We start from the raw sequence: 22,719 nt of genomic DNA on the forward strand, positions 1-22,719 counted from the left end.
GGCGCGCGCGGCGGGCGGCGGCGGTGCCGGCCGCCCCGCGGGCGGCCGCGCGAGGGGCGCCGGGGGGGGCCGCCGCGGCCGCGCGCGCGCCCCCCCCCCCGCCCCTTTCCGCACGCCCGCACAGCCGCCCAGCCGCCCGCAGGCACACACAGTGGCTCACAGCGGTGTGAAGCTCTTCCTGACCTCGTCGTAGACACGCAGCGCGGCCGACTCGATGTCCGGGTGGTACCAGGTGCTGATCTCGTACGACGTGCCGCCGGACCGGAAGCCCAGCAGCCGGACGTGCCAGAGCCGGCCCCTGGCCATGACGGTGTACTCCCAAGCGACCGCGGGCTCCCCCCGGAACGTCGTCCGCTCCAGCCGGATCCGCCGGTAGTCCAGCCCCTTGCTGGTGTCCCCCTCCGCCTGCTGCCACTGCGCCAGCAGGTCCCCCTTGGCCGGGGTCGCGTTGGCCACGATCTCCTGCGCGCTGTCGGGCGAGGTGTAGTGCACCTCGGAGCCGCTCTGCGCCACCCGCTGCCAGCCCTGCGGCGGAACCCAGGCGTACAGGCCGGCCTCCTCGCGGGCCCCCGCGGGCAGGCTCGGCGGTCGCGACGTGCCGTCGACGGTGGGACGCGGGGACGACGGTTCACCGGACGGCGTCCGCGCGCCGCTCGGGGAAGACGACGACGCCGTCACGCCGGCGGTGTCGTGGGACGACCCGCCGTTCAACGCGATCACGATCCCCACGACGGCTCCCGCGACCGCCACCCCACCGGCGGCGACGAGTGCCGTCCGACGGCGCCCGCGATCGCCGGGAGCCGATGGCACCGCGGGGCCGGGGAGTTCACCCGGAGGCATGGGTACGGGGGCCGGGCGGTGAGCGGTGGGGTGCGAGGCGAGGGAGGCGGGCGAGTGCGGAGTGGACGACGGGACGGATGGCGGGGCGGATGAGGCAGAGGGGGTGGGGGTGGCGGTGGGAGGGGCCGGGGAGATCTCCGAGCTGGCCTGGGAGTGCAGCTCCGTGGGGACCTCGGTGGAGGCGTTGGGGGTGAGCGTGGAGACAGCCGTGGGAGTGGCGGTGTGGGTGGGGACAAGGGGCTCGGACGGCTCCGTGAGAGTGGCGGCCGGCGTCTCCGGAGCTTGCGTCACTTGGGCGCGGGTCTCGGGGGCGCGGGTCTCGGGGGCGGCTGTCGCCCGTTCCTCGCCCGGGGGCTCACCCGGGTCCGGTGAGTGCTTCCGGGTCGGGAGGTACCGCGCGGGAATGGCGTCCTGCACGGGATCGACCTCGGGAGCGGGATCGAACCCGCGCTCGGGATCAGGATCGGGGGCGGGGGCGGGGGCGGGGGTCGGACCGGGATCGATTGCGGTGCCGGGATCGAGTGCGGGTTCCGAGCCGGAGTCCGGCGCGGGGCCGGGAACCGGGTCGGGCACGCGTGCGCGTTCCTCCTCCGGCTGCTGACCCTGCTCCGTCTCCCGCGGCTGTTCCCTCTCCTGTTTCTTAGCCTCCTGCGGCTCCTGCGGCTCAGTCTCCGTTTCCCGCTCCGGCCCCGGCTCCCGCTCCGGCTCCGGCTCCCGCTCCGGCTCCGGTCGTGGCGGACGGCGCCGTGCCTCTCGTATCAGCTGCGGGTCCAGGAACACCGGCGTGGGGGACTCCTCGTAGACCGGCGGGACGCAGGCCGCGGCATCCGGTGCCCGCGTCCCTTCCCGTGCCGGCTCCGGCGCCGCGAACGCGATCGGCCACAACGCCGTCTCCAGTTCCTCCAGGCCGGGGCGGGTGGACGGGTCCTTCTCCAGGAGCGCCGCCAGGACGTCCCTCAAGCCGCCCTCGACGGAGGGGAGTTCGGGCTCCTCGTAAAGGACGGCGTGCAGCGTCGCCAGGGTGGTCGAGCGGGAGAACGGGGAACGGCCGCCGAGTGCCGCGCAGAGCGTCGCCCCGAGGGACCACACGTCGGACGGCGGGCCCTGCGGACGCCCCGAGATGCGCTCGGGCGCCATGTAGTCGGGAGAACCGACCAGCATCCCGACCATGGTGAGCGCCTCGGCGTCCTGAAGCGCGGCGATGCCGAAGTCGGTGAGGACGACACGCTGACCGCGCCGCTCGATCAGGACGTTGCCCGGCTTGATGTCCCGGTGCAGCACTCCCCCGGCGTGCACCTGGCGCAGTGCCGAGACGAGTCCGAGGCCGATACGGGCCGCGCTGGGCGGGTCGAGCGGGCCGTCCGCGGCCACCACCTGTTCGAGTGAGCGGCCGGCGACCAGTTCCATCACGATCCACAGCCGTTCGCCCTCGTCCACGACGTCGTAGATGCGTACGACGTTGGGATGGTCGATCCGAGCCGTGGCCCGCGCTTCGCGCAGGGTGCGTTCGCGGCGGGTGCGGGTGTCCTCCGCGTCGAGTCCGTCTATGCGCATTTCCTTGACCGCGACCTGCCGGTCGAGCACGTCGTCGGTGGCCCGCCAGACCCGTCCCATTCCCCCCTGTCCGATGCTCTCGGCCAGCCGATATCTACCCGTCACCAATAACCCCGGAACACCACCACTCGCATTCCCCGTCAATCTCCCGCACCCCCTCGACATCCGCCATAAACGTCCGTCACACAGGAAACACAATGGTCACACTTCATGCCGTACCAGCATAGTGCGGAGAAATCTTGTGGTACCTCTTCAAGTACTGCGAATTCAGGCGCAGCCAAGGGGGACGAACATGAGTTCTCGTCACACGACGACCATCGCGGGATCGCTGCTCACGGCATCTTTCTCGGCCGTGATGATCCTTTCCTTCACAGCCGTCGCGGACGATCAGGGACCGGGGAGCAGCAAGGGAGGAAAGGCCGTAGATCCGGCACCCGCGGGCGTGCGGCCGACCACCACGCTGCCCACGAAGATCTCGGTCGACAACAGTTCGCACAAGACGTCGATCACCGCCACGGTGAAGAACGAGGGGACCAAGGAAAGCGGTGCGATCCGCCTTTTGGTGGTCGGTTTCGACGGCTTGCAGGTCAAGGGTGTTCAGGGATGTTCCGCCATGGCCGACAAAGATCTTCCGAAAGGGTCGAACAGCGGTTTCGTGTGCGACGTCGGCAATCTCGCGGCCGGAAAGTCGAAATCGTACGCCGTCGACGCGACCTTCGATCTGAGCCGGACCGGGAAGATCTGCCTTCCGGTCCAGGACAGCACCGGGAAGAAGACGTTCTGGCAGCAGGGCCCGGTGCCGTTCGGGGCGACGAACCCGTCGCCCAACGCCCCGACCACCCCGCTGCTGCTCGACACCACCAACAAGCCGGTGTCGCCCGGTGGCGACGAACTGCCCAGGACCGGCGCCGGAAGTGACCTTCTGCCGCTCGGTGCGGCGGGGGCGGCGCTCGTCTCGGTGGGCGCGGCGGGGCTGTGGTGGTCCCAGCGGCGGCCTCGGCGGCAGCCGTCCTGACCCGACGGGACATCCGCAGGGACGCGGAACCGTAGAGCGACGGAACCGTGGAGCGGCGGGACCGCGGGAATACAGAAACGCGGAAGAGGCTCGCCGGACCGGAGGTCGCGTGGCGACCCGGCGAACCTCTTCCGCGGGAATCACTGACTCGGGGCCCCTGGCGTCACGTCAGGCCCGTGACGTCACTTCTTGTCGAGGAACTTCCACGCCGTGGGCAGCAGGCCCATCGCCAGCGCCGCCTTCAGGGCGTCGCCGATCAGGAACGGCGTGAGGCCCGCCGCGATGGTCGCGCCGAAGGACATGCCGGTGGAGGCGCCCAGGTAGGGGAGGCCGACCGCGTAGATGATCGCCTCGCCCAGCAGCATCGCGCCGGCCGTGCGCAGTACGGAGCGGTCGGCGCCGCGGCGGGCGAGGGCGCCCACGGCGGCGGAGGCGAGGACCATGCCGAGGACGTAGCCCAGGGAGGGAGCCGCGAAGCCGGAGGCGCCGCCGGCGAACCAGGGCATGCCGGCCATGCCGACGAGTGCGTACACCAGCAGCGAGAGGAAGCCGCGGCCGGCGCCGAGGGCCGTGCCCACGAGGAGGGCGGCGAAGGTCTGGCCCGTCACCGGTACCGGGGAGCCCGGCACGGGGAGGGAGATCTGGGCGGCGAGCCCGGTGAGCGCGGCGCCGCCGAGCACCAGGGCGGCGTCCCGGACGCGGGAGGCCGGGAGCAGGTCGGCGAGGACCTCGCCGGGGCGGATGCCTGTGCGGGACGTGACGGCAGCGGTGCTCATGGGGACTCCGGCGGGTGACAGGGGCTGCGGGACACGGTGACGCTATCCCAGGGGCCCTGAGCGGATCACCATCAGTGATCGACAAAGCGGGGATCGGCGGCTTGGTGCACCTCTCACAAAAGTGCGGCATACACCTGCCGGAGCGTGACACTGGTCACTGAGGTGGGATCGTTTCTGCTACGGAGCCGGGGCGAGCTGCCGCTGTAGGGTCCCGCCAAATCGTCCGGCCGGGACTCGGCGCCCGTCCGGCCGGCGTCCCGGCCCGCGGCGCGGCGGGACGGACAGGTGAGCGGAGTGTCACACTCCGTATCGTCCGCGTCCGTATGGTGGGCAGGGGCTGCCCCGGAGCGGAGGGGCCGCCCAGACTGTGGGCGTTTTGCCCCCTCCCCTGTAAGGGACCACCGCTCTCATGTCCCGCACCACGCTCGACGCCCCGCCCGGTACCCCGGCCGCCGCGGACGTCCCGCTCTCCCACGGCCTCAAGCAGCGCCACCTGTCGATGATCGCCCTCGGCGGGGTGATCGGCGCGGGCCTGTTCGTCGGTTCCGGCGCGGGCATCGCCGCCGCCGGACCGTCGATCGTGATCGCGTACGCCGTCTCCGGTCTGCTCGTCATGCTGGTGATGCGGATGCTCGGCGAGATGTCGGCCGCCCACCCGTCCTCGGGCTCCTTCTCGGCACACGCCGAGCGCGCGATGGGTCCGTGGGCCGGCTTCACCGCCGGCTGGTCCTTCTGGGTGCTGCTGTGCACGGCCGTGGGCCTGGAGGGCATCGGCGCCGCGAAGATCGTCACCGGCTGGCTGCCGGGTACGCCCGAGTGGGGCTGGGTCGCCCTCTTCATGGTGGTCTTCTGCGCCGCGAACCTCGCCGCCGTGAAGAACTTCGGCGAGTTCGAGTTCTGGTTCGCCGCGCTCAAGGTCGGCGCGATCGGCCTGTTCCTCGTCCTCGGCGTGCTGGCCATCGCCGGGGTGCTGCCCGGCACGGACTCCCCGGGCACCGCCAACCTGGCCGACTTCCTGCCGCACGGCGGCGAGGGGCTGGTCATCGGTCTGCTCGCGTCGGTCTTCGCCTACGGCGGCCTGGAGACGGTCACCATCGCGGCGGCCGAGTCGGAGAACCCGGTCCAGGGCGTCGCGCGCGCCGTCCGTACGGCGATGTGGCGCATCGCGCTCTTCTACATCGGCTCGATGGCTGTCATCGTGACGCTGGTGCCGTGGGACTCGAAGGCGGTCGTCGAGCAGGGTCCGTACGTCGCGGCCCTGGACCGGCTGGGCATCCCCGGCGCCGGCCAGCTGATGAACGTGGTCGTGCTGGTGGCGCTGCTCTCGGCGATGAACGCCAACATCTACGGCTCCTCGCGCATCGCCTACTCGCTGGTGGAGCGCGGCCAGGGCCCGAAGGCCCTCGGGATGGTCTCGGCCGGGGTCCCGCGCGTCGCGGTGCTCGTCTCCTGCGTCTTCGGCTTCGTCTGCGTCCTGCTGAGCTACTGGCGGCCCGACGACGTCTTCCCCTGGCTGCTGAACATGATCGGCGCGGTGATCCTGGTCGTCTGGATCTTCATCGCGGTCTCCCAACTGCGGCTGCGCCGGGCGGTGGAGCGCGAGACGCCGGAGAAGCTGGTCGTACGGATGTGGCTCTTCCCCGCCCTGACCTGGGTCGCGCTGGCCGGTATGGCCGCGATCCTCGTCCTGATGGCCAGGGAGCCCGACACCCGGGTGCAGCTGTACTCCACGGGCGGGATGACGCTGCTCCTGGCGGCCGCCGGGTACACCAGGCAGCGGATGCGCGCCCGGAACTGAGGCCCCACCACACCCGTCGCCCCCGCGGCACCCGCCACTCCCGAAAGGCCCTCGTGCGCCCCGCACGGGGGCCTTTTGCTGTTAGCGTGTAGTTGCAAGTCTGTTGCAATAAGCTTGGAGGGGACCCCGCCATGCCCGTCTACACACTCCCTGAACTGCCCTACGACTACTCCGCGCTCGCGCCGGTGATCAGTCCCGAGATCATCGAGCTGCACCACGACAAGCACCACGCGGCGTACGTGAAGGGGGCCAACGACACCCTGGAGCAGCTCGCGGAGGCACGCGACAAGGAGTCGTGGGGCGCGGTCAACGGCCTGGAGAAGAACCTCGCCTTCCACCTGTCCGGTCACATCCTGCACAGCGTCTACTGGACGAACATGACCGGCGACGGAGGCGGTGAGCCGCTCGCCGCGGACGGCGTCGGCGAGCTCGCGGACGCCCTCACCGAGTCGTTCGGCTCCTTCGCCGGGTTCAAGGCACAGCTGACCAAGGCCGCCGCGACCACCCAGGGGTCCGGGTGGGGCGTCCTCGCCTACGAGCCGCTGAGCGGGCGCCTCCTGGTCGAGCAGATCTACGACCACCAGGGCAACGTGGGCCAGGGCTCGGTGCCGATCCTCGTCTTCGACGCCTGGGAACACGCCTTCTACCTCCAGTACAGGAACCAGAAGGTCGACTTCGTCGAGGCCATGTGGCGGGTCGTCGACTGGCAGGACGTGGCGCGCCGCTACGCCGCCGCCAGGTCCCGCGCGAACGTGCTGCTGCCGGCCTCCTGAAGGCCCGGCGAGACGTCCTGCTCGTGATCGTCTTCTCACCCTTCACGCGGCAGGCGGAGAAACGGAGAGCCCCCGTGCGGACCTGCCGCGCGGGGGCTCTCCCACGGCTCACGCGCACGGCACGTTGAGCGACAGCAGCGCGGCTGCCCCGTCCGTCATCCGGAGTTCGGTGAGCGCCGCGTTGCGCAGCCGGGGGAAGACCCTGCGGTACTCCCCCAGCGGGATGCCGAGCAGCGAGCACAGCACCAGGCGCAGCAGGGTGTTGTGGGCGACGACCAGGACACGTTCGCCGTGGTGGGCGGCCGCGATACGGCGCAGGGCCGCGGTGCCGCGGGCCGCCGCGGTCCGGGGGTCCTCCGCCTCCGGGAAGGGGTAGGACACCGGGTCCGACCGGTAGGCCTTCGCGCGGGCCGGGTTGTCGGCCTCGAACTCGGCGAGGGTACGGCCCTCCACGACGCCGAAGTCGCATTCGCGCAGGGTGGGTTCACGGTGTGCGGTGAGGCCGAGGGCCCGGCAGGCGGGGGCCGCGGTGGCGGCGGCCCGGGAGAGGGTCGACGTCCACACGGCGTCGACGGGATGGGCGGCGGCCCAGCGGCCGAGGGCCTCCGCCTGGGCGCGGCCCTCGTCCGTGAGGGCCACGTCGCTCACCCCGGCGTAGCGGTTCTCGGCGTGCCAGACGGTCTGGCCGTGCCGGGCCAGCAGCAGGGTGGCGCTCGCCGGAGTCCCGGGGCTCGTGGCGTCGTCGGTGGTGTGCGTCGTCCTCATGACCCCGCAGTATCCAGGTCGAGGCGGGCGCGTGCGTGCGCTCCGACGGAAGCGGGCAGCCAGCCGCGTTCTTCGAGTACGTCGATCAGGCGTGCGTAGGGGTCGGCGAACCGCGCGGTGCGGGCGGGGCGCGGGGCGAGGTCCGTACGGACCCGGACCATGTGCGCGGCGGCGTCCGCGAGGGTGGCCGCGCCGCCCGTGCCGTACGCGGCCAACGCGGCCATTCCCAGGGCGGTTTCGGTCTGTTCGGGGACGCGGACCGGACGGCCGAGGATGTCCGCGCGCAGCTGGTTCCAGTAGGGGCTGCGGGCGGCGCCGCCGGTGAGGGTGAGCGGGCCCTCCAGGGGGGCGCCCAGGTGGTGCAGGTAGTCCAGGCAGAGGCGCTCCACGAGGCCGACGCCCTGGAGGAGGGCGGCCCACAGGTCGGCGTCGGAGGCGGGGGTGCCGAGGACGAAGGGGACGGCGTCCGGGGCCAGGAAGGGAAAACGTTCGCCGGGTGAGACGAGCGGATAGGCGAGGACCGACGCGGGTTCGTGGGCGGCGGCGGCCCGGTCCAGGGCGGCCGGATCGGCGCCCGGGAAGGCTGCCCGCAACGCGCCCGCGCCGACTCCCGAGGCCCCGCCCGGCAGCCAACTACCGTCCGGGGAACGGTGGTTGTACAACACTCCGGTGTCGTCCCGTACCGGGTGCGGGGCAACACCCTTGAGGACGAGCGTCGTTCCGAGCACCGCGTTCCAGGAGCCCTCGCGCAGGGCGCCGGAGGCGATCTGGGCGGCGCAGCCGTCGGTCGTCCCGGCGACGACCGGTGTACCGGCGGGGATGCCGGTCCGCTCGGCGGCCCCGGTGTGGACCGTGCCGAGGACGCTGCCGGGCCGGACGACCTCGGGCAACAGGCCGGCGGTCAGGCCGAGTCCGGCGAGGGCGGCGTACGGCCAGGTGTCGTGTTCCAGGTCGTAGGCCGTCTTCAGCGCGTGACCGGAGTCGGTGGGCGCCGGACGCCCCACGAGGTGGGTGACGATCACGTCGGCCTGGTGGGCGAGGCGGGCCGGCCCGTACTCCTCCACCAGCCACATCGCCTTCGGCAGCCCCCAGCCGTTCTGCACCCGCAGGCCCGCCTCCCTGGCCCGCCCGGCCTGCGCCGCCGCGCGAGCGTCGTCGTACATGAGGCCGGGTGTCAGCGGGCGGCCCGAACCGTCGGTGAGCAGCACCGTGCCGGAGGTGGAGCACACCGCGAGGCCGCCGATCCGCGCCGCCGGGCGGCCGGCGAGCGCGGCCCGGGACGCGGCGCACACCGCGTCCCACCACGCGTCCGGATCCTGTTCGTGCCGCACCCCGGCGCGCCGTCCGCCCAGCGGGGCCGTGCCGCGGCCGAGGACGGTGCCGTCGCCCGTGACGAGCAGGGCGCGGACCCCCTGTGTACCCAGGTCGACGCCCAGCCAGGCCGTGCCGTCACCCTCCATCGGGACCTCCCGTGCCGTCGCACCCGATCGGACCGTCACCCGAACGTACCGACTCCTCCTCCTGTACGGCCGCCGCGTGGGCTGGGAACCTGCTGCGGTGAGGACCACACCTGTCCATGTGCTGGCCGCCGGTGACCACTTCGTCCTGCCCTCCCTGATCGCCGAGGCGGTACGCGCCTCGCTCGGTGAACATCCTTGCTCCGTGGATGAGTTGAAGCTCGGCTGGCCGTTGGAGCCGTTCGGTCCGGTGGCCGAGGTGGAGGAGGCGAGCGACGCCGAGGAGGAGCTGATCGACAGACTCTCCGACGCGGACGTCCTGGTCACCCAGATGGGGCCGGTGACGGAGCGGGTCCTCGCCTCGTCACCCCGGCTGCGGCTGGTGGTCGTGTGCCGGGGCGGTCCGGTGAACGTGAACCGCGAAGCGGCCCGCGCGCACGGCGTACGGGTGTGCTTCGCGCCCGGCCGGAACGCGGCGGCCACCGCCGAGTTCACCGTCGGGCTGCTCCTCGCGGTCCTGCGGCGCATTCCGCGGGCGCACGATCTCCTGGCCCGGCGGGAGAGCTGGGACGGGGCGGCGTACTACACGTACGAGCGGGCGGGGCTCGAACTGGAGGACCTGCCGGTCGGACTCGTCGGGTACGGGGCGGTCGGCAGCCGGGTCGCGCGGGTGCTCGGGGCGTTCGGCGCGCGGGTCCTGGTGTACGACCCGTACGTGCGCGGCGAGGTGCACGGCCTGCGGGTCGGCTCGCTGGACGAACTGCTGCGCCTGTCCCGGGTGGTCAGTCTGCACGCCCGCCTCACCTCCGAGACCCGTGGCCTGCTCGGCGCCCGCGAGCTGGCGCTGCTGCCGCCCGGCGCCGTGCTGGTGAACGTGGCGCGCGGCCCGCTGGTCGACGAGAGCGCGCTGTGCGAGGCGCTGCGCAGCGGGCGGCTGTCGGCGGCGGCGCTCGACACCTACGAGCGGGAGCCGGTCCCGTCCGGCTCGCCCCTCTTCGGCCTCGCCGCCTCCGGACGGCTGGTCATGACCCCGCATCTGGGCGGGGCGAGCCGCGCGGTGGCCGAGAAGGCGGCCCGGATCGCGGCGGCCGAGGTGGGCCGCTGGACCCGCGGGGAACCACTGGCGCACTGCCTCGACTGAGGCCCGTACCGAGCGACGCGTTGACCTGAGGAGGCGGCATGTACGTCGGTGTCGATGTGGGCACGTCCGTGGTGAAGGCCGCGGCCTTCGACTCCGGGGGCCGTCCGCTGGCCGTCGAGGCGCGGCCGGTGGACCTCACCCTGCGCGGCGGTCTCGTCGAACAGGACATGGAGGAGGTGTACGCGGCGGTGGTCGCCGTGCTCACCGCGCTGACCGCCGCCGTGCCCGGCCCGGTGGAACTGGCGGGGCTGACCGGGCAGGGCGACGGGGTGTGGCTGGTCGACGGCGAGGGCCTGCCGGTGCGCGCCGCCGCCTCCTGGATGGACGGCCGGGCCCACGGGCTGCTCGACGGGTGGCTGGCGGACGGCACCTTCGAAGAGGTCTTCCGGCGTACCGGCGGCGCGATGTTCCCGGGCTCCCCCGGCCCGCTGCTGGCCTGGCTCGACCGTCACGAGCCCGCGTCCCTCGACGCCGCGGCCACGGCCCTGTACTGCAAGGACATGGTCTTCGAACGGCTGACCGGGGTGCGGGCGACCGATGTCTCGGACGCGTCGATGCCGTTCCTCGACCCCCGCACCCGGACGTACGACGACCGTGTCGTCGACCTGCTCGGCCTGAGCCACCGGAGGGGGCTGCTCCCGCCGGTCGGCGATCCGCTGCCCGTCGGACGCACGCTCGGCGGCGGGCTGCCGCCGCACACCCCGATCGCCAACGGGCCCTACGACCTGGCCGCCTGCGCGCTCGGCGCGGGACTGACCGAGCCCGGCGACGGCCTGCTGATCGTCGGTACCTGCCTGGCCGCTCTGGTGGCGACGGCCGACCTCGACCTGACCGGCGAACCGGCCGGCCTGTACATCTCCACCGACCGGCCGGGCTTCTGGCTGCGCGCCATGCCGGCGATGGTCGGCACGGCGGCGCTGGACTGGGTGCTGTCGACGACGGGGGTCCACCACGACGAGGTGGACGCGCTGCTGGAGGCGGCGCCGCCCGGCGCGAACGGGGTCCGTGTGCTGCCGTACTTCGCCCCGTCCGGCGAACGCGCGCCGTTCGTGGAGCCGCGGCTGCGGGCCGAGCTGACCGGCGTCTCACTGGAGTCCACCCGCGGCGACCTGGTCCGCGCGGTCTGCGAGGGCATCGGCTACGCGGCCCGGCACTGTCTGGAGGCCGCGGGTCTGAAGGGTTCCCTGGCGGTCTGCGGCGGCGGCACCCGCAGCCCCGCCTGGATGCGGCTGCTCGCGGACGTCCTGGGCCGGCCGCTGCGGGTGGTCGAGGGTGAGGTGGGCGCGCGCGGCGCGGTGCTCGCCGCCGCCGGGCGGCACGGGATCGCTCTCGACAGGGCCGCGTGGACGGCGCCGACGGCGGTGGTGCGGCCCGATCCGACGCGTGCGGCGTACTACGCCGAGGGGTACGAGGACCACCTGCGCAGGCTGGCACGGGCCCGCGAACGCGCCCGCCGCTGACCCCGGGCCACCGCGGCGCGCCGCGCCGCGGTGGTGTGCGGTGTCTTACGGTATGGGGGCTTCCGGTGCATTGTGGCGGGATGCCTAGGGAAATGACGTATCCCTGCTACACGTGCGGATCGGATCAGCCGCACCGGCAGCCCCGGGACGACCGGGAACGGGACATCATCCGCGAACTGACGCACGCCCGGACTCCGCACGCCTACGTCGACGACTACTGGATCTGCGGCCGCACCGACTACGACTGCCGCAACATCCGGCACGCGTGGCGGGTCAAGCCCTTCGACCCGCCACAGAAGATGCCCGAGCCGGACTGAACCGGAGGTCGCCGGGCCGCCGGCTCAGAGGTTGCTGAAGTCCGGGCCGGCCGTCCGCGTCCGCTTGATCTCGTAGAAGCCGGGCGTGGAGGCGACGAGCAGCGTGCCGTCCCACAGCCTGGCCGCGGCCTCGCCCTTCGGGGTCGGGGTGACGACCGGGCCGAAGAAGGCGATCTGCTCGCCGTCGTCGCCGGGGAGCGCGATCACCGGGGTGCCGACCTCCTGGCCGACCTTGTCGATGCCTTCCTTGTGGGAGGCGCGCAGCTCGGCGTCGAACTCGAAGTCCTCCTGGTCGGCGTAGTCGATCAGGGAGGCCGGCAGGCCGACGTCGGCGAGCGCGCCCGCGACCGCCTCGACGGTCGGGCCCTCGCCCTGGTTGTGGATGCGGGTGCCGAGCGCGGTGTAGAGCGGGCCGAGGACGTCCTCGCCGTGCTTCTGCCAGGCGGCGGTGACCACCCGGATCGGCTTCCATGCCTTGGTGGCGAGCATCTCCCGGTACTCCTCGGGGAGCGTGTCCAGCTTGTCCTCGTTCAGCACCGCGAGGCTCATGATGTGCCAGCGGACCTCGATGTCGCGGACCTTCTCCACTTCCAGGACCCAGCGCGAGGTCATCCAGGCCCAGGGGCACAGCGGGTCGAACCAGAAGTCGACGGGGGTCTTGCCGGAGATGGTCTCGGACATGGTTCTCCTCAAAGGGTCCTCTTTTCCGGGCCAACACCACGGATGCCCCGGCTCATTCCCGGGTGCCCGCCGTCAGGTGCACATGCGAGGATCGGTCCTGTTCACACATGTCTATGACGCCATGAGGGAGTGCCGCCCGTGCCCGGTGAGAATCTGTCCCGCGACGAGGCCCAGGAGCGGGCAGCCCTGCTGTCCGTGGACGGGTACGAGGTCTCCCTCGACCTGCGATCAGCCGTGGGCGCCGCCGAGGCCGGGGCGCGCACGTTCCGCTCGGTCACCACGATCCGTTTCCGCTGTGCCGAGCCCGGCGCCGCGAGCTTCGCCGACCTGGTCGCACCGAGCGTCACGGCCGTCTCGCTCAACGGCAGGGACCTCGACCCCGGCGAGGTCTTCGACGGCACCCGCATCCGGCTGGAGGACCTCGCCGCGGAGAACGAGCTGGTGGTCGACGCCCAGTGCGCGTACTCCCGCACCGGCGAGGGCATGCACCGCTTCGTCGACCCCGAGGACGGCGAGACCTACCTCTACACCCAGTACGAGCCCGCGGACTCCCGGCGCGTCTTCGCCAACTTCGAGCAGCCGGACCTCAAGGCGCCCTTCCGCTTCGAGGTGCGGGCCCCCGAGGGCTGGGTCGTGTGGAGCAACGGCGTCGGTGAACTCACCGACGGGGTGTGGCAGTTCGCCGAGACGAAGCCGATCTCGACGTACATCACGGCGGTCGTGGCGGGTCCGTACCACTATGTGACGGACAGCTACTCCCGCACCTTCGACGACGGTACGACGCTGGAGATCCCGCTCGGCGCCATGTGCCGCAAGGGTCTGGCCCCCCACTTCGACGCGGACGACGTCTTCCTCGTCACCAAGCAGGGTCTGGACTTCTTCCACGACCACTTCGACTACCCGTACCCCTTCGGCAAGTACGACCAGGCGTTCGTGCCCGAGTACAACCTCGGCGCGATGGAGAACCCGGGACTCGTCACCTTCCGGGAGGAGTACATCTTCCGCGGCAAGGTCACGCGGGCGTCGTACGAGGGCCGGGCGAACGTCATCCTGCACGAGATGGCGCACATGTGGTTCGGCGACCTCGTCACCATGGAGTGGTGGGACGACCTGTGGCTCAAGGAATCCTTCGCCGACTTCATGGGCGCGTTCGCGCTGGTCGGGGCGACCCGCTTCGAGGACGGCTGGATCACCTTCGCCAACCGCCGCAAGGCGTGGGCCTACCGCGCCGACCAGCTGCCCTCCACGCACCCGATCACCGCCGACATCCGCGACCTGCAGGACGCCAAGCTCAACTTCGACGGCATCACGTACGCCAAGGGCGCCTCGGTCCTCAAGCAGCTCGTCGCGTACGTCGGCCAGGACGCGTTCCTGGAGGGCGCGCGCCGGTACTTCAAGCGCAACGCGTACGGCAACACGCGCCTGGGCGACCTGCTGTCGGCGCTGGAGGAGACCAGCGGGCGCGATCTGGCCACCTGGTCCCGGGCGTGGCTGCAGACGGCCGGCGTCAACTCGCTGACCCCGCAGGTGATCCTGGACGCGGACGGACGCGTCGCCGAGCTGTCCGTGCTCCAGGAAGCGGCCGAGTCGCACCCCGAACTGCGCCCGCACCGCGTCGCGGTGGGCCTCTACCGGCGCGAGACCGGGCCGGACGGGGAGCCCGGCCCCCTGGTGCGTTACGCGCGCGCCGAGACGGACGTCGACGGCCCGCGCACGGTCGTCGGGGAACTCGTCGGCGCCGACGCCCCGGAGCTGGTCCTCGTCAACGACGACGACCTGACCTACTGCAAGATCCGCTTCGACGAGAACTCGCTGGCCACGCTGCGGGAGCTGCTCGGCGACCTCACCGACCCGCTCGCCCGCGCGCTGTGCTGGTCGGCGCTGTGGAACCTGACCCGGGACGGGCTGCTGCCCGCCCGTGACTTCGTCGGCCTGGTGCTGCGCTTCGCGGGCCGCGAGTCCGACATCGGCGTGCTCCAGATGCTGCACGCGTGGGCCGACTCCGCGCTCACCCACTACGCGGCGCCGGACTGGCGGGCGACCGGCGGCCGGCTCCTCGCCGAGGGCGCCCAGAAGGAGCTCCGGCTCGCCGAGCCCGGCAGCCAGCACCAGCTCACCTGGGCCCGTTTCTTCGCGGCGGTCGCGTCCGAACGGGCCGACCTGCGGCTGCTCCAGGACCTGCTGGACGGCACGGCGAAGATCGACGGCCTGGACGTCGACCAGGAGCTGCGCTGGGCGTTGCTGGAACCGCTGGCCGCGCACGGGATCGCCGACGAGGCCGCGCTCGCCGCCGAGCTGGCCCGCGACGACACGGCCTCCGGCAAGCGCCACCAGGTCCGCTGCCTCGCCGCCCGCCCGTCGGCGGCGGTCAAGGCCCAGGCCTGGGCCCAGGTCGTCGAGTCGGACGCGCTGTCGAACGCGCTCGTGGAGGCGACCATCGCGGGCTTCACCCGGCCGTCGCAGCGGGAGCTGCTCGCGCCGTACACCGCGAAGTACTTCGCCGCCATCGAGCGGATCTGGGCCGAGCGGTCCATCCAGATCGGCATGGACGTGGTGAGGGGGCTGTTCCCCTCCCTGCGGGACTCCCAGGAGACCCTGGACGCGACGGACGCGTGGCTGACGGCGCACGAGAGCGCGGCGCCGGCCCTGCGCCGCCTGGTCATCGAGGCCCGCGACGACCTGGCACGGGCGCTGCGCGCACAGCGGCGCGACGCGGCGGCCGCCGGCTGAGACGGGCGGACACCGACGGACCCGGAGGGGTCCGGCCCGCGGCACCAAGAGGGGCACCGGTTCCGGCCGGTGCCCCTCTTGCCGTGCCCCGCTGCGCTGCCGTACCGCTGCCGTGGCCCTGTCGTGGCCCTGCCGTGCGCACCACCGGTACGGGTGGTTACGAAATTCAGGTATGCAGAGCCGTAACCCCTACTAATCCCCATCCGGACCAGCGCCTTTCGGCAGTCGAACGCCCGTACTTTAGGACGAGCTTGTCCGCATTTGTCGACGAGCGTGTAACAGCGGTTAGGGGACGGATCGGGCGCGGAAAGCCCCCGTGCATGAACCACAACACCCCGCTCTCCCCCCGCCCCCTGCGCCACCTCTCCGACGTCCGGCGCCGTGTGCTGACCACCGCCCAGCTGCGTGCCCGCGGTGTCACCGCCGCCGGGGCGAGCGAGCAGTGCCGGCCGGGCGGACCCTGGCAGCAGTTCCTTCCGGGTGTCTTCCTTCTCCACGCCGGCCCGCCCACCTCCGAGGAACGCCTGCACGCGGTCCTGCTGTTCGCCGCCCGCACCCCCGCGACGGCGCCCGCGACCGCGATCCCCGTCCAGCCCGGCGCCGAGGAGCCGCACGCACCCCAGCCCTACTCGGACGCGCTGATCACCGGCCTCGCCGCCCTCACCCTGTACGGCTTCGCATCGGCCCCGTCGCTGCTCTCCCTCGATCGGATCGACGTCCTGGTCCCCCGGCTGCGCCGGCTGCGTTCGCAGGGCTGCGCCCGCATCGTCCGCACCGCCTCGCTTCCCGCCCCCTCCTACGTCACCGGCGTCCCGGTCGCCCCGGTCCCGCGCGCCCTCGCCGACGCGGTGGCGGAGCTGACGGACGCGGACCTGGTACGCCGGCTGCTGACCGAGGCGGTGCGCGGCGGCCACTGCGATCCGGCGGCGGTGGTGCGGGAGTTGACGCAGGCCCGGCTGCTGGGCCGGCCGCACGTGGTGGACGCCGTCGACTCCCTGCTGGCCGAGGGGCGGGCCGTCGCGGAGGACCGGCTCTACCGCATGGTCCGTGAGTGCGGCCTGCCCGACCCGGTCTGGAACGTGGACCTCCGTCTGCCGGGCGGCCCCCACCTGGGCGGTCTGGACGCCTACTGGCCGGAGCAGGCGGTGGCCCTGGAGCTGGACACCCGGGCTCCCCGCCAGGACGAGGACGCCCTCTGGTCGGAGTACGCCCGCAAGCGCGAGCACCTGGAGCGTCTGGGCATCACCGTCGTCCACGTCACGCCGAAGAAGCTCCGCGACGCGGCCCAGCAGCAGGCGACGGTCGTCCGGACCGCCCTGATGGCGGCGAACGACCGCGAACCGGCGGCCTATGTCGTGGTGCTGCCCCGGTAGGGAGGGACCGGTCCGGCGGCAGGAGGGGAGCGGAGGGGCCACCGGGTGCCGGGGCCCCTCCTCGTGCGTGCGGGCGCGGCCCGGGGTCCGGGCGGCGGGCTACTCGGGGCAGTACTCGGCGTCGATCACCGCGTCGCCGTCCCCCGACCAGTCCCCGTTGAAGTTGAAGGCGAGGGAGTGGCGGCCGTCCGCCGTCGTGGTGGCCGAGGAGGTCGAGCCGTGGATGCCGCCGTCGTGGCCCCAGACGTGGACGCCGCAGCCGAGGGTGCGGTCGATCAGGCCGAGACCGTAGCGGGCGTTCGGGACCCCTTCGACCGCGACCGTGGTCTTCATCTCCTTGAGCTGCTCGGGCGGGAGGAGCCGGCCGCGCAGCAACGCCGAGTAGAAGCGGTTCAGGTCGGAGGAGTCGGAGATCATCCCGCCCGCGGAGGAGGCGAGGGAGGGATTCAGGGTCGTCACGTCGTACGTCGGGCCGGTCGTCGTCGTGGCCAGTTTCGAGTACGCGCGGCTGCTGGGGCGCGGGAGCGTCGTCCGGGTGCCGGGCACGGAGGTCGCGCGCAGGTCCAGCGGGGCGATGACGCGCCGGTCGATCTCCGTCGCGTACGAGTGGCCGGTGACCTTCTCGATCACCATGCCCGCGAGGACGTAGTTGGTGTTGGAGTAGCTCCAGGAGGCGCCGGGCGCGAAGACCGGCCGGTGGGCCGTCGCGATCGCCACGAGCTCGGCGGGCGACTTGGTGTCGTAGCGGTGCCGGAGGAAACCGTCCTTGAGGAAGTAGGTCCGTACGAAGTCCTCGTCCTCGGTGTAGTCGAAGATGCCGCTGGTGTGGTTGAGCAGCCGCCGGACGGTCACCTCACGGCCGTCGTTGCCGTGGCCGCGGACCAGGCCCGGGAGCCACCGGTCCACCGTGTCGTCCAGCGACAGCCGCCCCTCCGCCTCCAGTTGCAGCAGCACGGTCGACACGAAGGTCTTGGTGATGCTGCCGACGCGGTAGCGGTCGCTCCCGCCGCGGGGCGCGCCGGTCCTCAGGTCGCCCACGCCCCTGGTGGCGGACCAGGTGCCGCGGCGGTCCCCGGCCGTCGCCGTGACGCCGGGGACGCCCGACCGCACGGCGGCCTCCATGGCCCGCTCCGTCGCGGCGTGGTCCGCCGCGGCGGGAGCCGCCGACGCGGTCCCCGCCAGGGCCGCCGCCAGCGCCAGCACGGTGAGCCCCACCACTTCCGTCCGTACGGACATCCGCTTCATGCCTTCCCCTTCTCCGCTTTTCCGCCTCTTGGCCGACGAGCACGTCGGCGGGAGGGACTCGGGGCATCAGGAGAGGGTTGAGCGGCTTGGAGCGGTTGGGCGGGATTCAGCCCTTCTTCAGTACGAGCTCCGTGTTGCGGTCGCCCGAGGTGCCGCTCAGTACGGTGCTCCGGCCCGCCGCGTTGAAGGAGAGCTCGCGGTAGAGCGCCGCCAGGCCCGTCTGGCTCAGGTCGGAGAAGTCCGTGCGGTGCGGGGCGGCGGACTCGATGAGGGTGGTGAAGAGGGAGAGCGTGCCGTCCTTGTTGTCGACCAGTTCGACGATGCGGGCCAGGTGCGGGAAGTCGACGTGGGAGGCGGTGTTGATCTCCCAGAACGACCCGTTGCCCGGCGCGGAGTGCGGGATGATCTCGTTCTTGTGGGTGTGGCCGTTCACCCAGGCCAGGACGTTGCGGTGCTTGGAGAGCGCGGCGACGACCTCCTCGCCGCCGTGGCGCTGCTCGCTGGGGTGTGCGGGGTCCTTGCGACGGTTGCGCATGGACTTGCTGGTGTGGTGGCTGAAGACGATCGCGTACGAGTCCTTGTTCTCGGTCAGCGTCCGCTCCAGCCACTTCAGCTGGGCCGTGCCGACCGAGCCCTCGTAGTGGCCGCCCGGGTCGGTGGTGTCGAGGGAGACGCCGATGACGTCGTCGGCGATCCGGAAGGCGTAGTACTGGGTGCCCGCGGCGAGGTTCGCCTCGGAGTAGCCGTGGCCGACCGGGCCCGGTCCGGTGTGCGCGGGGTCGAGGTGCGCCTTGAGGTACTCGGCGGGGGTGAAGGGGGCGCGCGAGTGGTCGGGGGTGACCGACCTGAGCTGCCGCGCGTGCGCCTTGAGCAGGTCCCGGAGCTGGGTGCCCTTGGGATCCTTGTCGTTCTTGATGGCGGCGCGCAGGTCGACGCTCTGCGAGGCGGGCAGGCTCATCAGCTTCTTGCCGCCGACGGCGAACTCGGCGAGGAAGGAGTCGCCGTGCCGGTAGCAGCCCAGCGGCAGCGCGTCGTGGTTGCCGACGGTGGAGTACCAGGGCAGGGCGAGACCCGGGCTGCGCAGTTCGCGGATGGCGGCGGCCAGGAAGCCGTGGAGGTGCGGGAAGCCGCGCTGCTTGTCGGCGTCGCGCACGGCCCCGTCGGGCTGCCAGTACGTCGTGATGCCGCTGTTCTGGACGCCCTCGTAGTGGCGCGGGTCACCGCTGTTGGGGCTGATGCGGCCACCGCTCATGACCTTCAGGAACCAGTCCAGCTCCGTCTTGGAGTTGTTGTCCGTGTTGTCCCCGGTGGTGATCACGAAGTGCAGCGGGGACCCGGTGACGGGGGCTCCCCGCAGCGAGTTGACCCGCTCGACGAGCGAGACGGCGCCCGCGACGGTCAGCGCCTCCTGCGGACGCCAGGCGTTCGCGGCGCCCGAGCGCAGGAACTCCAGCCGCAGCGGGTGCTGGACGTCGATCAGGTGCAGGTCGGTGAACTGTACGAAGGAGGCGAGCGCGGTGCGCCGCTCGGCCCGGCCGGCCTTGGCCGACGCCAGCTCGCCGCGCACCACCCGCTTCCAGGCGGGGCCGTCGCCGAGCCGCTGGTAACCGCCGGTGCCGGAGCGCGGGGCGGCCACGCTCTGCAGGGTGGTGCCGCGCTCGTAGGGCGCGAGAGGAGCGGGGGGCGCCTTGCGGGAGACGGCGACGGGCGCCTCGCCGGTGCCGGCGGCGTGCGCCCCGCCCGCGTCGGCGGCGTGTGCCTCGGAGTCGGGCCGCAGGGCGTAGCCGATGCCCGCGGACAGGGTCACCGCCCCGGTGGCGGCGAGGAGGGTACGGCGGTTCATGGCAGCGGCGGTGGCGACAGAGCGTATGCGCGACATGGCGCGATCTCCCCGAGTGCGAACGCGTCGGCAGTGGTCGCGGGGGGCTCGTTGCGGTAACTCCCCGCTCATACTGGATCGTTGGCACCCGGGGTGACCTGGACGTTAACTCGACGGCAACGCCCGACACCGATCACCGTACGTGGATCTTGGACTACCCTGCGCGTCCATGGAGCTCTCCCCGGACGGCCGGGAGGCGGTCACTCCGTGTTCATCTTCCGGGGTAGTGAACCGGGATCGCGGTCGGACGCGGCCCGGCCCGCGGGCCGCGTCGTACGCCCGGTCGCCGGTCGTTCGCGCCAGAGCTCCAGGGCCGTGTCGACCAGTCCGACCCGTTCGAGCGACGGCACCTCGTCGAGGGGGTACCAGGCCGCCATGTCGGTGGAGCCGTCCGTCTCGTGACGGAGCTCACCGCCGGTGATCCGGGCCTCGTAGACGATCCGGAGGCCGTGGAAGTCGGTGGCGCCGCCCATCCGGCGCGGGTGGGTGCGCAGCTGGGAGTCGATACCGAGCAGTGCGACCGGTTCGACGGCGTACCCCGTCTCCTCGTCGACCTCACGGACGACGGTGTCGTACGGGTCCTCGCCGTGGTCCATGCCACCGCCCGGCAGGGTCCACCGTCTGGTCCCGTCGCCGGCGACCCACCGGGCCAACAGCATCTGCCCGTCCCGCACGCATACGGCGTAGGCCGCCACCCTCAACTGCTTCGGCATGCCCAGACGTTACGGCAGGGAGGGGTTGGCGGGAGAGTATTCGGGCGGTGACCAGCGCAGGGGGCTGCCGGCGGGTGTCTCGACGACCTCGGTGACGGTGAGGCGCACCGTGCGCTCCCCGTCCGGGGCGTACCGCGCGCGGGCCGTTCCGGTGAGCCGCAGCACCGTTCCCGACGTCCAGTCCAGGAAGAGCAGGCCGGCCCGCGGGTCCTCCTCCAGGTTGCCGAGGGTCAGGAACATGGCGTTGCCGGGGTAGTCGCGCCAGCGCAGTTCGGACGGGCCGTCGGCGTGGACGAAGCCCGGGTTGCCGCCCCGGTGGCTGGCTTCGGCGCCGTGCGCGTGGACGGTGGCCACGAAGAAGGTGTCGGCCGCCTCGACGAGGGCGCGCTGCCGGGGCGAGAGCCGGTCGGACCGGAGGGCCTCGCCCGGCCGGCGTTCGACCGTCTCGTAGGACTCCCTGCGCTGGAGGTACTTCGGGCAGTTGGCGAAGACCCGGTCGGCCTCCACCGCGAACCCGCGGGCGGTGGGCCGGGACCGGCCGTTCAGGCGCATCCGGCGGCGGGTGCGCGGGTCGAGGGCGATCGTGCCGACGGGGGTGCCCTCGGCGGCGAGCGCGGCGGCGAGGGGGTCGCCCTCGCCGGGCCGGCCGGTGACCGAGATCTGCCGGACGCCGGTGGCCCGTACGAAGCCGGGCGGGCCCGTGAGCAGCGTGGCCCACACCGCGCCGGTGGCCGGGTCGGCCGCACCGGCCACCAGCATCGGCTGCTGTTCGAGGAAGGCGGCCGCCACCGGGCGGATGCCCTGGCCGACCGCCTGTCCCACGTGGTCGGCGAGATCACGCACGCCGACCCGGTCCTGTACGGCGCGCGAGCCGGAGTGGTAGGTCATCTCGCCCTCCGTCTAGAAGAAACCGCAGGTCGGAGTGGACTCGGACGGTGCGGGTGCCCCTTCGGCGCCGGTCGGGGCGTAGATCTCCAGCCGGGTGCCGTCCGGGTCGTGGAAGAAGATGCCGCCGGACGCCGAGCCCTCGCGGTGGGCGACCACGCCCTCGTGGGCGAACGTGACCCCTTGGCCACGCAGGGCCGTCTCGTACGTCCTGACCTGGTCGATCGAGTCCACTTCGAGGGCGAGGTGGTGGAGGCCGGCGCGGTCGTCGCCGTACGGTCCCCGCGCCTGCTGCCAGAGCGTGAGGACGGGACCGCCGCCCCCGTCCGCGGACCCCAGGAACGCGTATCTGCGCTCGCCGTCCTTGCCCTCGGTGAGGAGGGCGAAGCCGAGCACGTCCCGGTAGAAGGCGAGCGAGCGGTCGAGGTCCGTGACGTTCAGGCCGACATGGCCGGTGCGCGGTGTCATGAATGTCCTCCGGGACGGCGGTGACCCCCACATCGGGGCTAACCTCTCTAAGTGAGGTTAAGGGTTAGAGTGGATAACGTCAACCAGTCATCTACTCTTGAACGGTTAGCCGCCGAAGGGAGCACCACCGTGTCCGCCGTCACCGACCCCCGCCCCCTCACCGGGGAGCCGCTCGCCCTCGACCTGCTCAACACCCGGTGGAACAGCGAGGGGGTGCCCCAGGACCTGCTCACGGACACCGAGGGCCTGGCGGTGTGGCTGGCCGCCAACGGGCTCGACCTCCCGGCCGACGAGACCGCGCTGCGCCACACCCTCCAGGCACGCGACGCCCTGCGCGCGGTGGTGGACGGGTTCCTGCGGGAGAGGCGGGAGGGGACCGGCGGGGCGCCCCTGACGGGGGCGGAGCGGGTCGACGCCGTCCTCGCGCACGGGCGGATCAGGGTCACCCTGACACCCGAGGGGCCGGGCGAGCGCGCCGAGTTCGAGGACCCGGCGTGGGGGCCCGGCTGGCTCGCCGCGCGCAACCTCCTGGAACTGCTGGGCGGTTCCCCGGACCGCATCCGTCACTGCGCCCACGAGACCTGCGTCCTGCACTTCCTCGACACCTCGCGCAACGGCACCCGCCGCTGGTGCTCGATGGCGGGGTGCGGTAACCGGGCGAAGGCGTCCCGGCACTACGCGCGCACGAAAGTGGGCTGAGCCGGCGTCCGGGGGGTCCGAGGCGTCCGTCATGTCCGGCCATACCGCGCTATCACCGGCGTGACGTATGGCGGAAGTACGCCATGCTTCCATCCCGTCACGGTCAACTCTCCCCAAATAACTGTCCCTTGGGTAAAGCTGAGCGGTCAT

At 72.6% G+C, this 22,719-nt stretch carries 19 protein-coding genes; 9 read left to right on the top strand and 10 right to left on the bottom strand.

The features are described 5' to 3' along the window. Positions 1-156 precede the first annotated feature (156 nt). Complete coding sequence (locus ACFV2J_RS12865) at positions 157-2,559, bottom strand: protein kinase (RefSeq protein ID WP_385438504.1); 2,403 nt, start codon at positions 2,557-2,559, stop codon at positions 157-159. Between the two features lie 127 nt (positions 2,560-2,686). On the opposite strand from ACFV2J_RS12865, the gene ACFV2J_RS12870 reads away from it, so the two are divergent. Continuing rightward, positions 2,687-3,409 carry a hypothetical protein gene (locus ACFV2J_RS12870; protein WP_385087054.1) on the top strand — a complete coding sequence of 241 codons (723 nt, stop codon included), beginning with the start codon at positions 2,687-2,689 and terminating at the stop codon, positions 3,407-3,409. Between the two features lie 182 nt (positions 3,410-3,591). Here the strand turns inward: ACFV2J_RS12870 and ACFV2J_RS12875 are convergent, their stop codons facing one another. Then, entirely contained in the window at positions 3,592-4,185 is a 594-nt protein-coding gene (locus tag ACFV2J_RS12875) for a biotin transporter BioY (protein ID WP_385087057.1), read from the bottom strand. A 409-nt stretch (positions 4,186-4,594) separates the two neighbouring features. Between ACFV2J_RS12875 and ACFV2J_RS12880 the strand changes: the two genes are divergently transcribed. Both ACFV2J_RS12880 and ACFV2J_RS12885 read left to right on the top strand, forming a co-directional pair. Beyond that, entirely contained in the window at positions 4,595-5,983 is a 1,389-nt protein-coding gene (locus ACFV2J_RS12880) for an amino acid permease (RefSeq protein ID WP_385087060.1), read from the top strand. 131 nt (positions 5,984-6,114) lie between these two features. After that, on the top strand, positions 6,115-6,756 hold the full coding sequence (locus ACFV2J_RS12885) for a superoxide dismutase (RefSeq protein ID WP_385087063.1): 642 nt from the start codon (positions 6,115-6,117) through the stop codon (positions 6,754-6,756). Between the two features lie 108 nt (positions 6,757-6,864). On the opposite strand, the gene ACFV2J_RS12890 is transcribed toward ACFV2J_RS12885, so the two are convergent. Continuing rightward, positions 6,865-7,521 carry a histidine phosphatase family protein gene (locus ACFV2J_RS12890; RefSeq protein ID WP_385087066.1) on the bottom strand — a complete coding sequence of 219 codons (657 nt, stop codon included), beginning with the start codon at positions 7,519-7,521 and terminating at the stop codon, positions 6,865-6,867. Further along, positions 7,518-8,981: an FGGY-family carbohydrate kinase gene (locus ACFV2J_RS12895; protein WP_385438568.1), complete on the bottom strand. Its 1,464-nt coding sequence runs from the start codon at positions 8,979-8,981 to the stop codon at positions 7,518-7,520. The genes ACFV2J_RS12890 and ACFV2J_RS12895 overlap by 4 nt, the downstream gene beginning before the upstream one ends. Before the next feature lie 97 nt (positions 8,982-9,078). On the opposite strand from ACFV2J_RS12895, the gene ACFV2J_RS12900 reads away from it, so the two are divergent. From ACFV2J_RS12900 to ACFV2J_RS12910, 3 genes are all read left to right on the top strand, one after another. Then, positions 9,079-10,119 carry a 2-hydroxyacid dehydrogenase gene (locus ACFV2J_RS12900; protein WP_385087073.1) on the top strand — a complete coding sequence of 347 codons (1,041 nt, stop codon included), beginning with the start codon at positions 9,079-9,081 and terminating at the stop codon, positions 10,117-10,119. A 38-nt stretch (positions 10,120-10,157) separates the two neighbouring features. Continuing rightward, positions 10,158-11,579, top strand: coding sequence for an FGGY family carbohydrate kinase (locus ACFV2J_RS12905; protein ID WP_385087076.1), 1,422 nt, complete (start codon positions 10,158-10,160; stop codon positions 11,577-11,579). Between the two features lie 80 nt (positions 11,580-11,659). Continuing rightward, a complete protein-coding gene (locus tag ACFV2J_RS12910) occupies positions 11,660-11,896 on the top strand; it encodes a hypothetical protein (RefSeq protein WP_385087079.1) in 237 nt (78 codons plus the stop codon). A gap of 24 nt (positions 11,897-11,920) precedes the next feature. On the opposite strand, the gene ACFV2J_RS12915 is transcribed toward ACFV2J_RS12910, so the two are convergent. Next, on the bottom strand, positions 11,921-12,577 hold the full coding sequence (locus tag ACFV2J_RS12915) for a DsbA family protein (protein ID WP_385087082.1): 657 nt from the start codon (positions 12,575-12,577) through the stop codon (positions 11,921-11,923). A gap of 138 nt (positions 12,578-12,715) precedes the next feature. Here ACFV2J_RS12915 and pepN point away from each other — a divergent pair, with 138 nt between their 5' ends. Next, the gene (pepN, locus tag ACFV2J_RS12920) at positions 12,716-15,307 is read left to right on the top strand and encodes an aminopeptidase N (RefSeq protein WP_385087085.1); all 2,592 of its coding nucleotides are present in this window, start codon (positions 12,716-12,718) and stop codon (positions 15,305-15,307) included. A 320-nt stretch (positions 15,308-15,627) separates the two neighbouring features. Next, complete coding sequence (locus ACFV2J_RS12925; protein ID WP_385087088.1) at positions 15,628-16,680, top strand: hypothetical protein; 1,053 nt, start codon at positions 15,628-15,630, stop codon at positions 16,678-16,680. A 99-nt stretch (positions 16,681-16,779) separates the two neighbouring features. On the opposite strand, the gene ACFV2J_RS12930 is transcribed toward ACFV2J_RS12925, so the two are convergent. The 5 genes from ACFV2J_RS12930 to ACFV2J_RS12950 form a co-directional block, all read right to left on the bottom strand. Beyond that, on the bottom strand, positions 16,780-17,916 hold the full coding sequence (locus ACFV2J_RS12930) for a serine hydrolase domain-containing protein (RefSeq protein ID WP_385438571.1): 1,137 nt from the start codon (positions 17,914-17,916) through the stop codon (positions 16,780-16,782). Between the two features lie 115 nt (positions 17,917-18,031). After that, on the bottom strand, positions 18,032-19,804 hold the full coding sequence (locus ACFV2J_RS12935; protein WP_385091266.1) for a TIGR03767 family metallophosphoesterase: 1,773 nt from the start codon (positions 19,802-19,804) through the stop codon (positions 18,032-18,034). Between the two features lie 200 nt (positions 19,805-20,004). Then, the gene (locus tag ACFV2J_RS12940) at positions 20,005-20,517 is read right to left on the bottom strand and encodes an NUDIX hydrolase (RefSeq protein WP_385091269.1); all 513 of its coding nucleotides are present in this window, start codon (positions 20,515-20,517) and stop codon (positions 20,005-20,007) included. Between the two features lie 9 nt (positions 20,518-20,526). Beyond that, positions 20,527-21,405, bottom strand: coding sequence for a pyridoxamine 5'-phosphate oxidase family protein (locus tag ACFV2J_RS12945; protein WP_385091272.1), 879 nt, complete (start codon positions 21,403-21,405; stop codon positions 20,527-20,529). A gap of 12 nt (positions 21,406-21,417) precedes the next feature. After that, positions 21,418-21,870 carry a VOC family protein gene (locus ACFV2J_RS12950; RefSeq protein ID WP_385091274.1) on the bottom strand — a complete coding sequence of 151 codons (453 nt, stop codon included), beginning with the start codon at positions 21,868-21,870 and terminating at the stop codon, positions 21,418-21,420. Positions 21,871-21,999: 129 nt separating this feature from the next. On the opposite strand from ACFV2J_RS12950, the gene ACFV2J_RS12955 reads away from it, so the two are divergent. Beyond that, positions 22,000-22,569 (top strand): CGNR zinc finger domain-containing protein, encoded by a 570-nt coding sequence (locus ACFV2J_RS12955; protein WP_385091277.1) that lies wholly within the window; start codon positions 22,000-22,002, stop codon positions 22,567-22,569. Positions 22,570-22,719 lie beyond the last annotated feature (150 nt).

This window comes from Streptomyces sp. NPDC059668 (assembly GCF_042734135.1).
Taxonomy (GTDB): domain Bacteria; phylum Actinomycetota; class Actinomycetes; order Streptomycetales; family Streptomycetaceae; genus Streptomyces.

Excerpts from the sequence above, each read along its gene's own strand:
- ACFV2J_RS12865 (WP_385438504.1), bottom strand. The coding sequence starts at position 2,559 with ATGTCGAGGGGGTGCGGGAGATTGACGGGGAATGCGAGTGGTGGTGTT.
- ACFV2J_RS12870 (WP_385087054.1), top strand. The coding sequence starts at position 2,687 with ATGAGTTCTCGTCACACGACGACCATCGCGGGATCGCTGCTCACGGCA.
- ACFV2J_RS12875 (WP_385087057.1), bottom strand. The coding sequence starts at position 4,185 with ATGAGCACCGCTGCCGTCACGTCCCGCACAGGCATCCGCCCCGGCGAG.
- ACFV2J_RS12880 (WP_385087060.1), top strand. The coding sequence starts at position 4,595 with ATGTCCCGCACCACGCTCGACGCCCCGCCCGGTACCCCGGCCGCCGCG.
- ACFV2J_RS12885 (WP_385087063.1), top strand. The coding sequence starts at position 6,115 with ATGCCCGTCTACACACTCCCTGAACTGCCCTACGACTACTCCGCGCTC.
- ACFV2J_RS12890 (WP_385087066.1), bottom strand. The coding sequence starts at position 7,521 with ATGAGGACGACGCACACCACCGACGACGCCACGAGCCCCGGGACTCCG.
- ACFV2J_RS12895 (WP_385438568.1), bottom strand. The coding sequence starts at position 8,981 with ATGGAGGGTGACGGCACGGCCTGGCTGGGCGTCGACCTGGGTACACAG.
- ACFV2J_RS12905 (WP_385087076.1), top strand. The coding sequence starts at position 10,158 with ATGTACGTCGGTGTCGATGTGGGCACGTCCGTGGTGAAGGCCGCGGCC.
- ACFV2J_RS12910 (WP_385087079.1), top strand. The coding sequence starts at position 11,660 with ATGCCTAGGGAAATGACGTATCCCTGCTACACGTGCGGATCGGATCAG.
- ACFV2J_RS12915 (WP_385087082.1), bottom strand. The coding sequence starts at position 12,577 with ATGTCCGAGACCATCTCCGGCAAGACCCCCGTCGACTTCTGGTTCGAC.
- ACFV2J_RS12925 (WP_385087088.1), top strand. The coding sequence starts at position 15,628 with ATGAACCACAACACCCCGCTCTCCCCCCGCCCCCTGCGCCACCTCTCC.
- ACFV2J_RS12930 (WP_385438571.1), bottom strand. The coding sequence starts at position 17,916 with ATGTCCGTACGGACGGAAGTGGTGGGGCTCACCGTGCTGGCGCTGGCG.
- ACFV2J_RS12935 (WP_385091266.1), bottom strand. The coding sequence starts at position 19,804 with ATGTCGCGCATACGCTCTGTCGCCACCGCCGCTGCCATGAACCGCCGT.
- ACFV2J_RS12940 (WP_385091269.1), bottom strand. The coding sequence starts at position 20,517 with ATGCCGAAGCAGTTGAGGGTGGCGGCCTACGCCGTATGCGTGCGGGAC.
- ACFV2J_RS12945 (WP_385091272.1), bottom strand. The coding sequence starts at position 21,405 with ATGACCTACCACTCCGGCTCGCGCGCCGTACAGGACCGGGTCGGCGTG.
- ACFV2J_RS12950 (WP_385091274.1), bottom strand. The coding sequence starts at position 21,870 with ATGACACCGCGCACCGGCCATGTCGGCCTGAACGTCACGGACCTCGAC.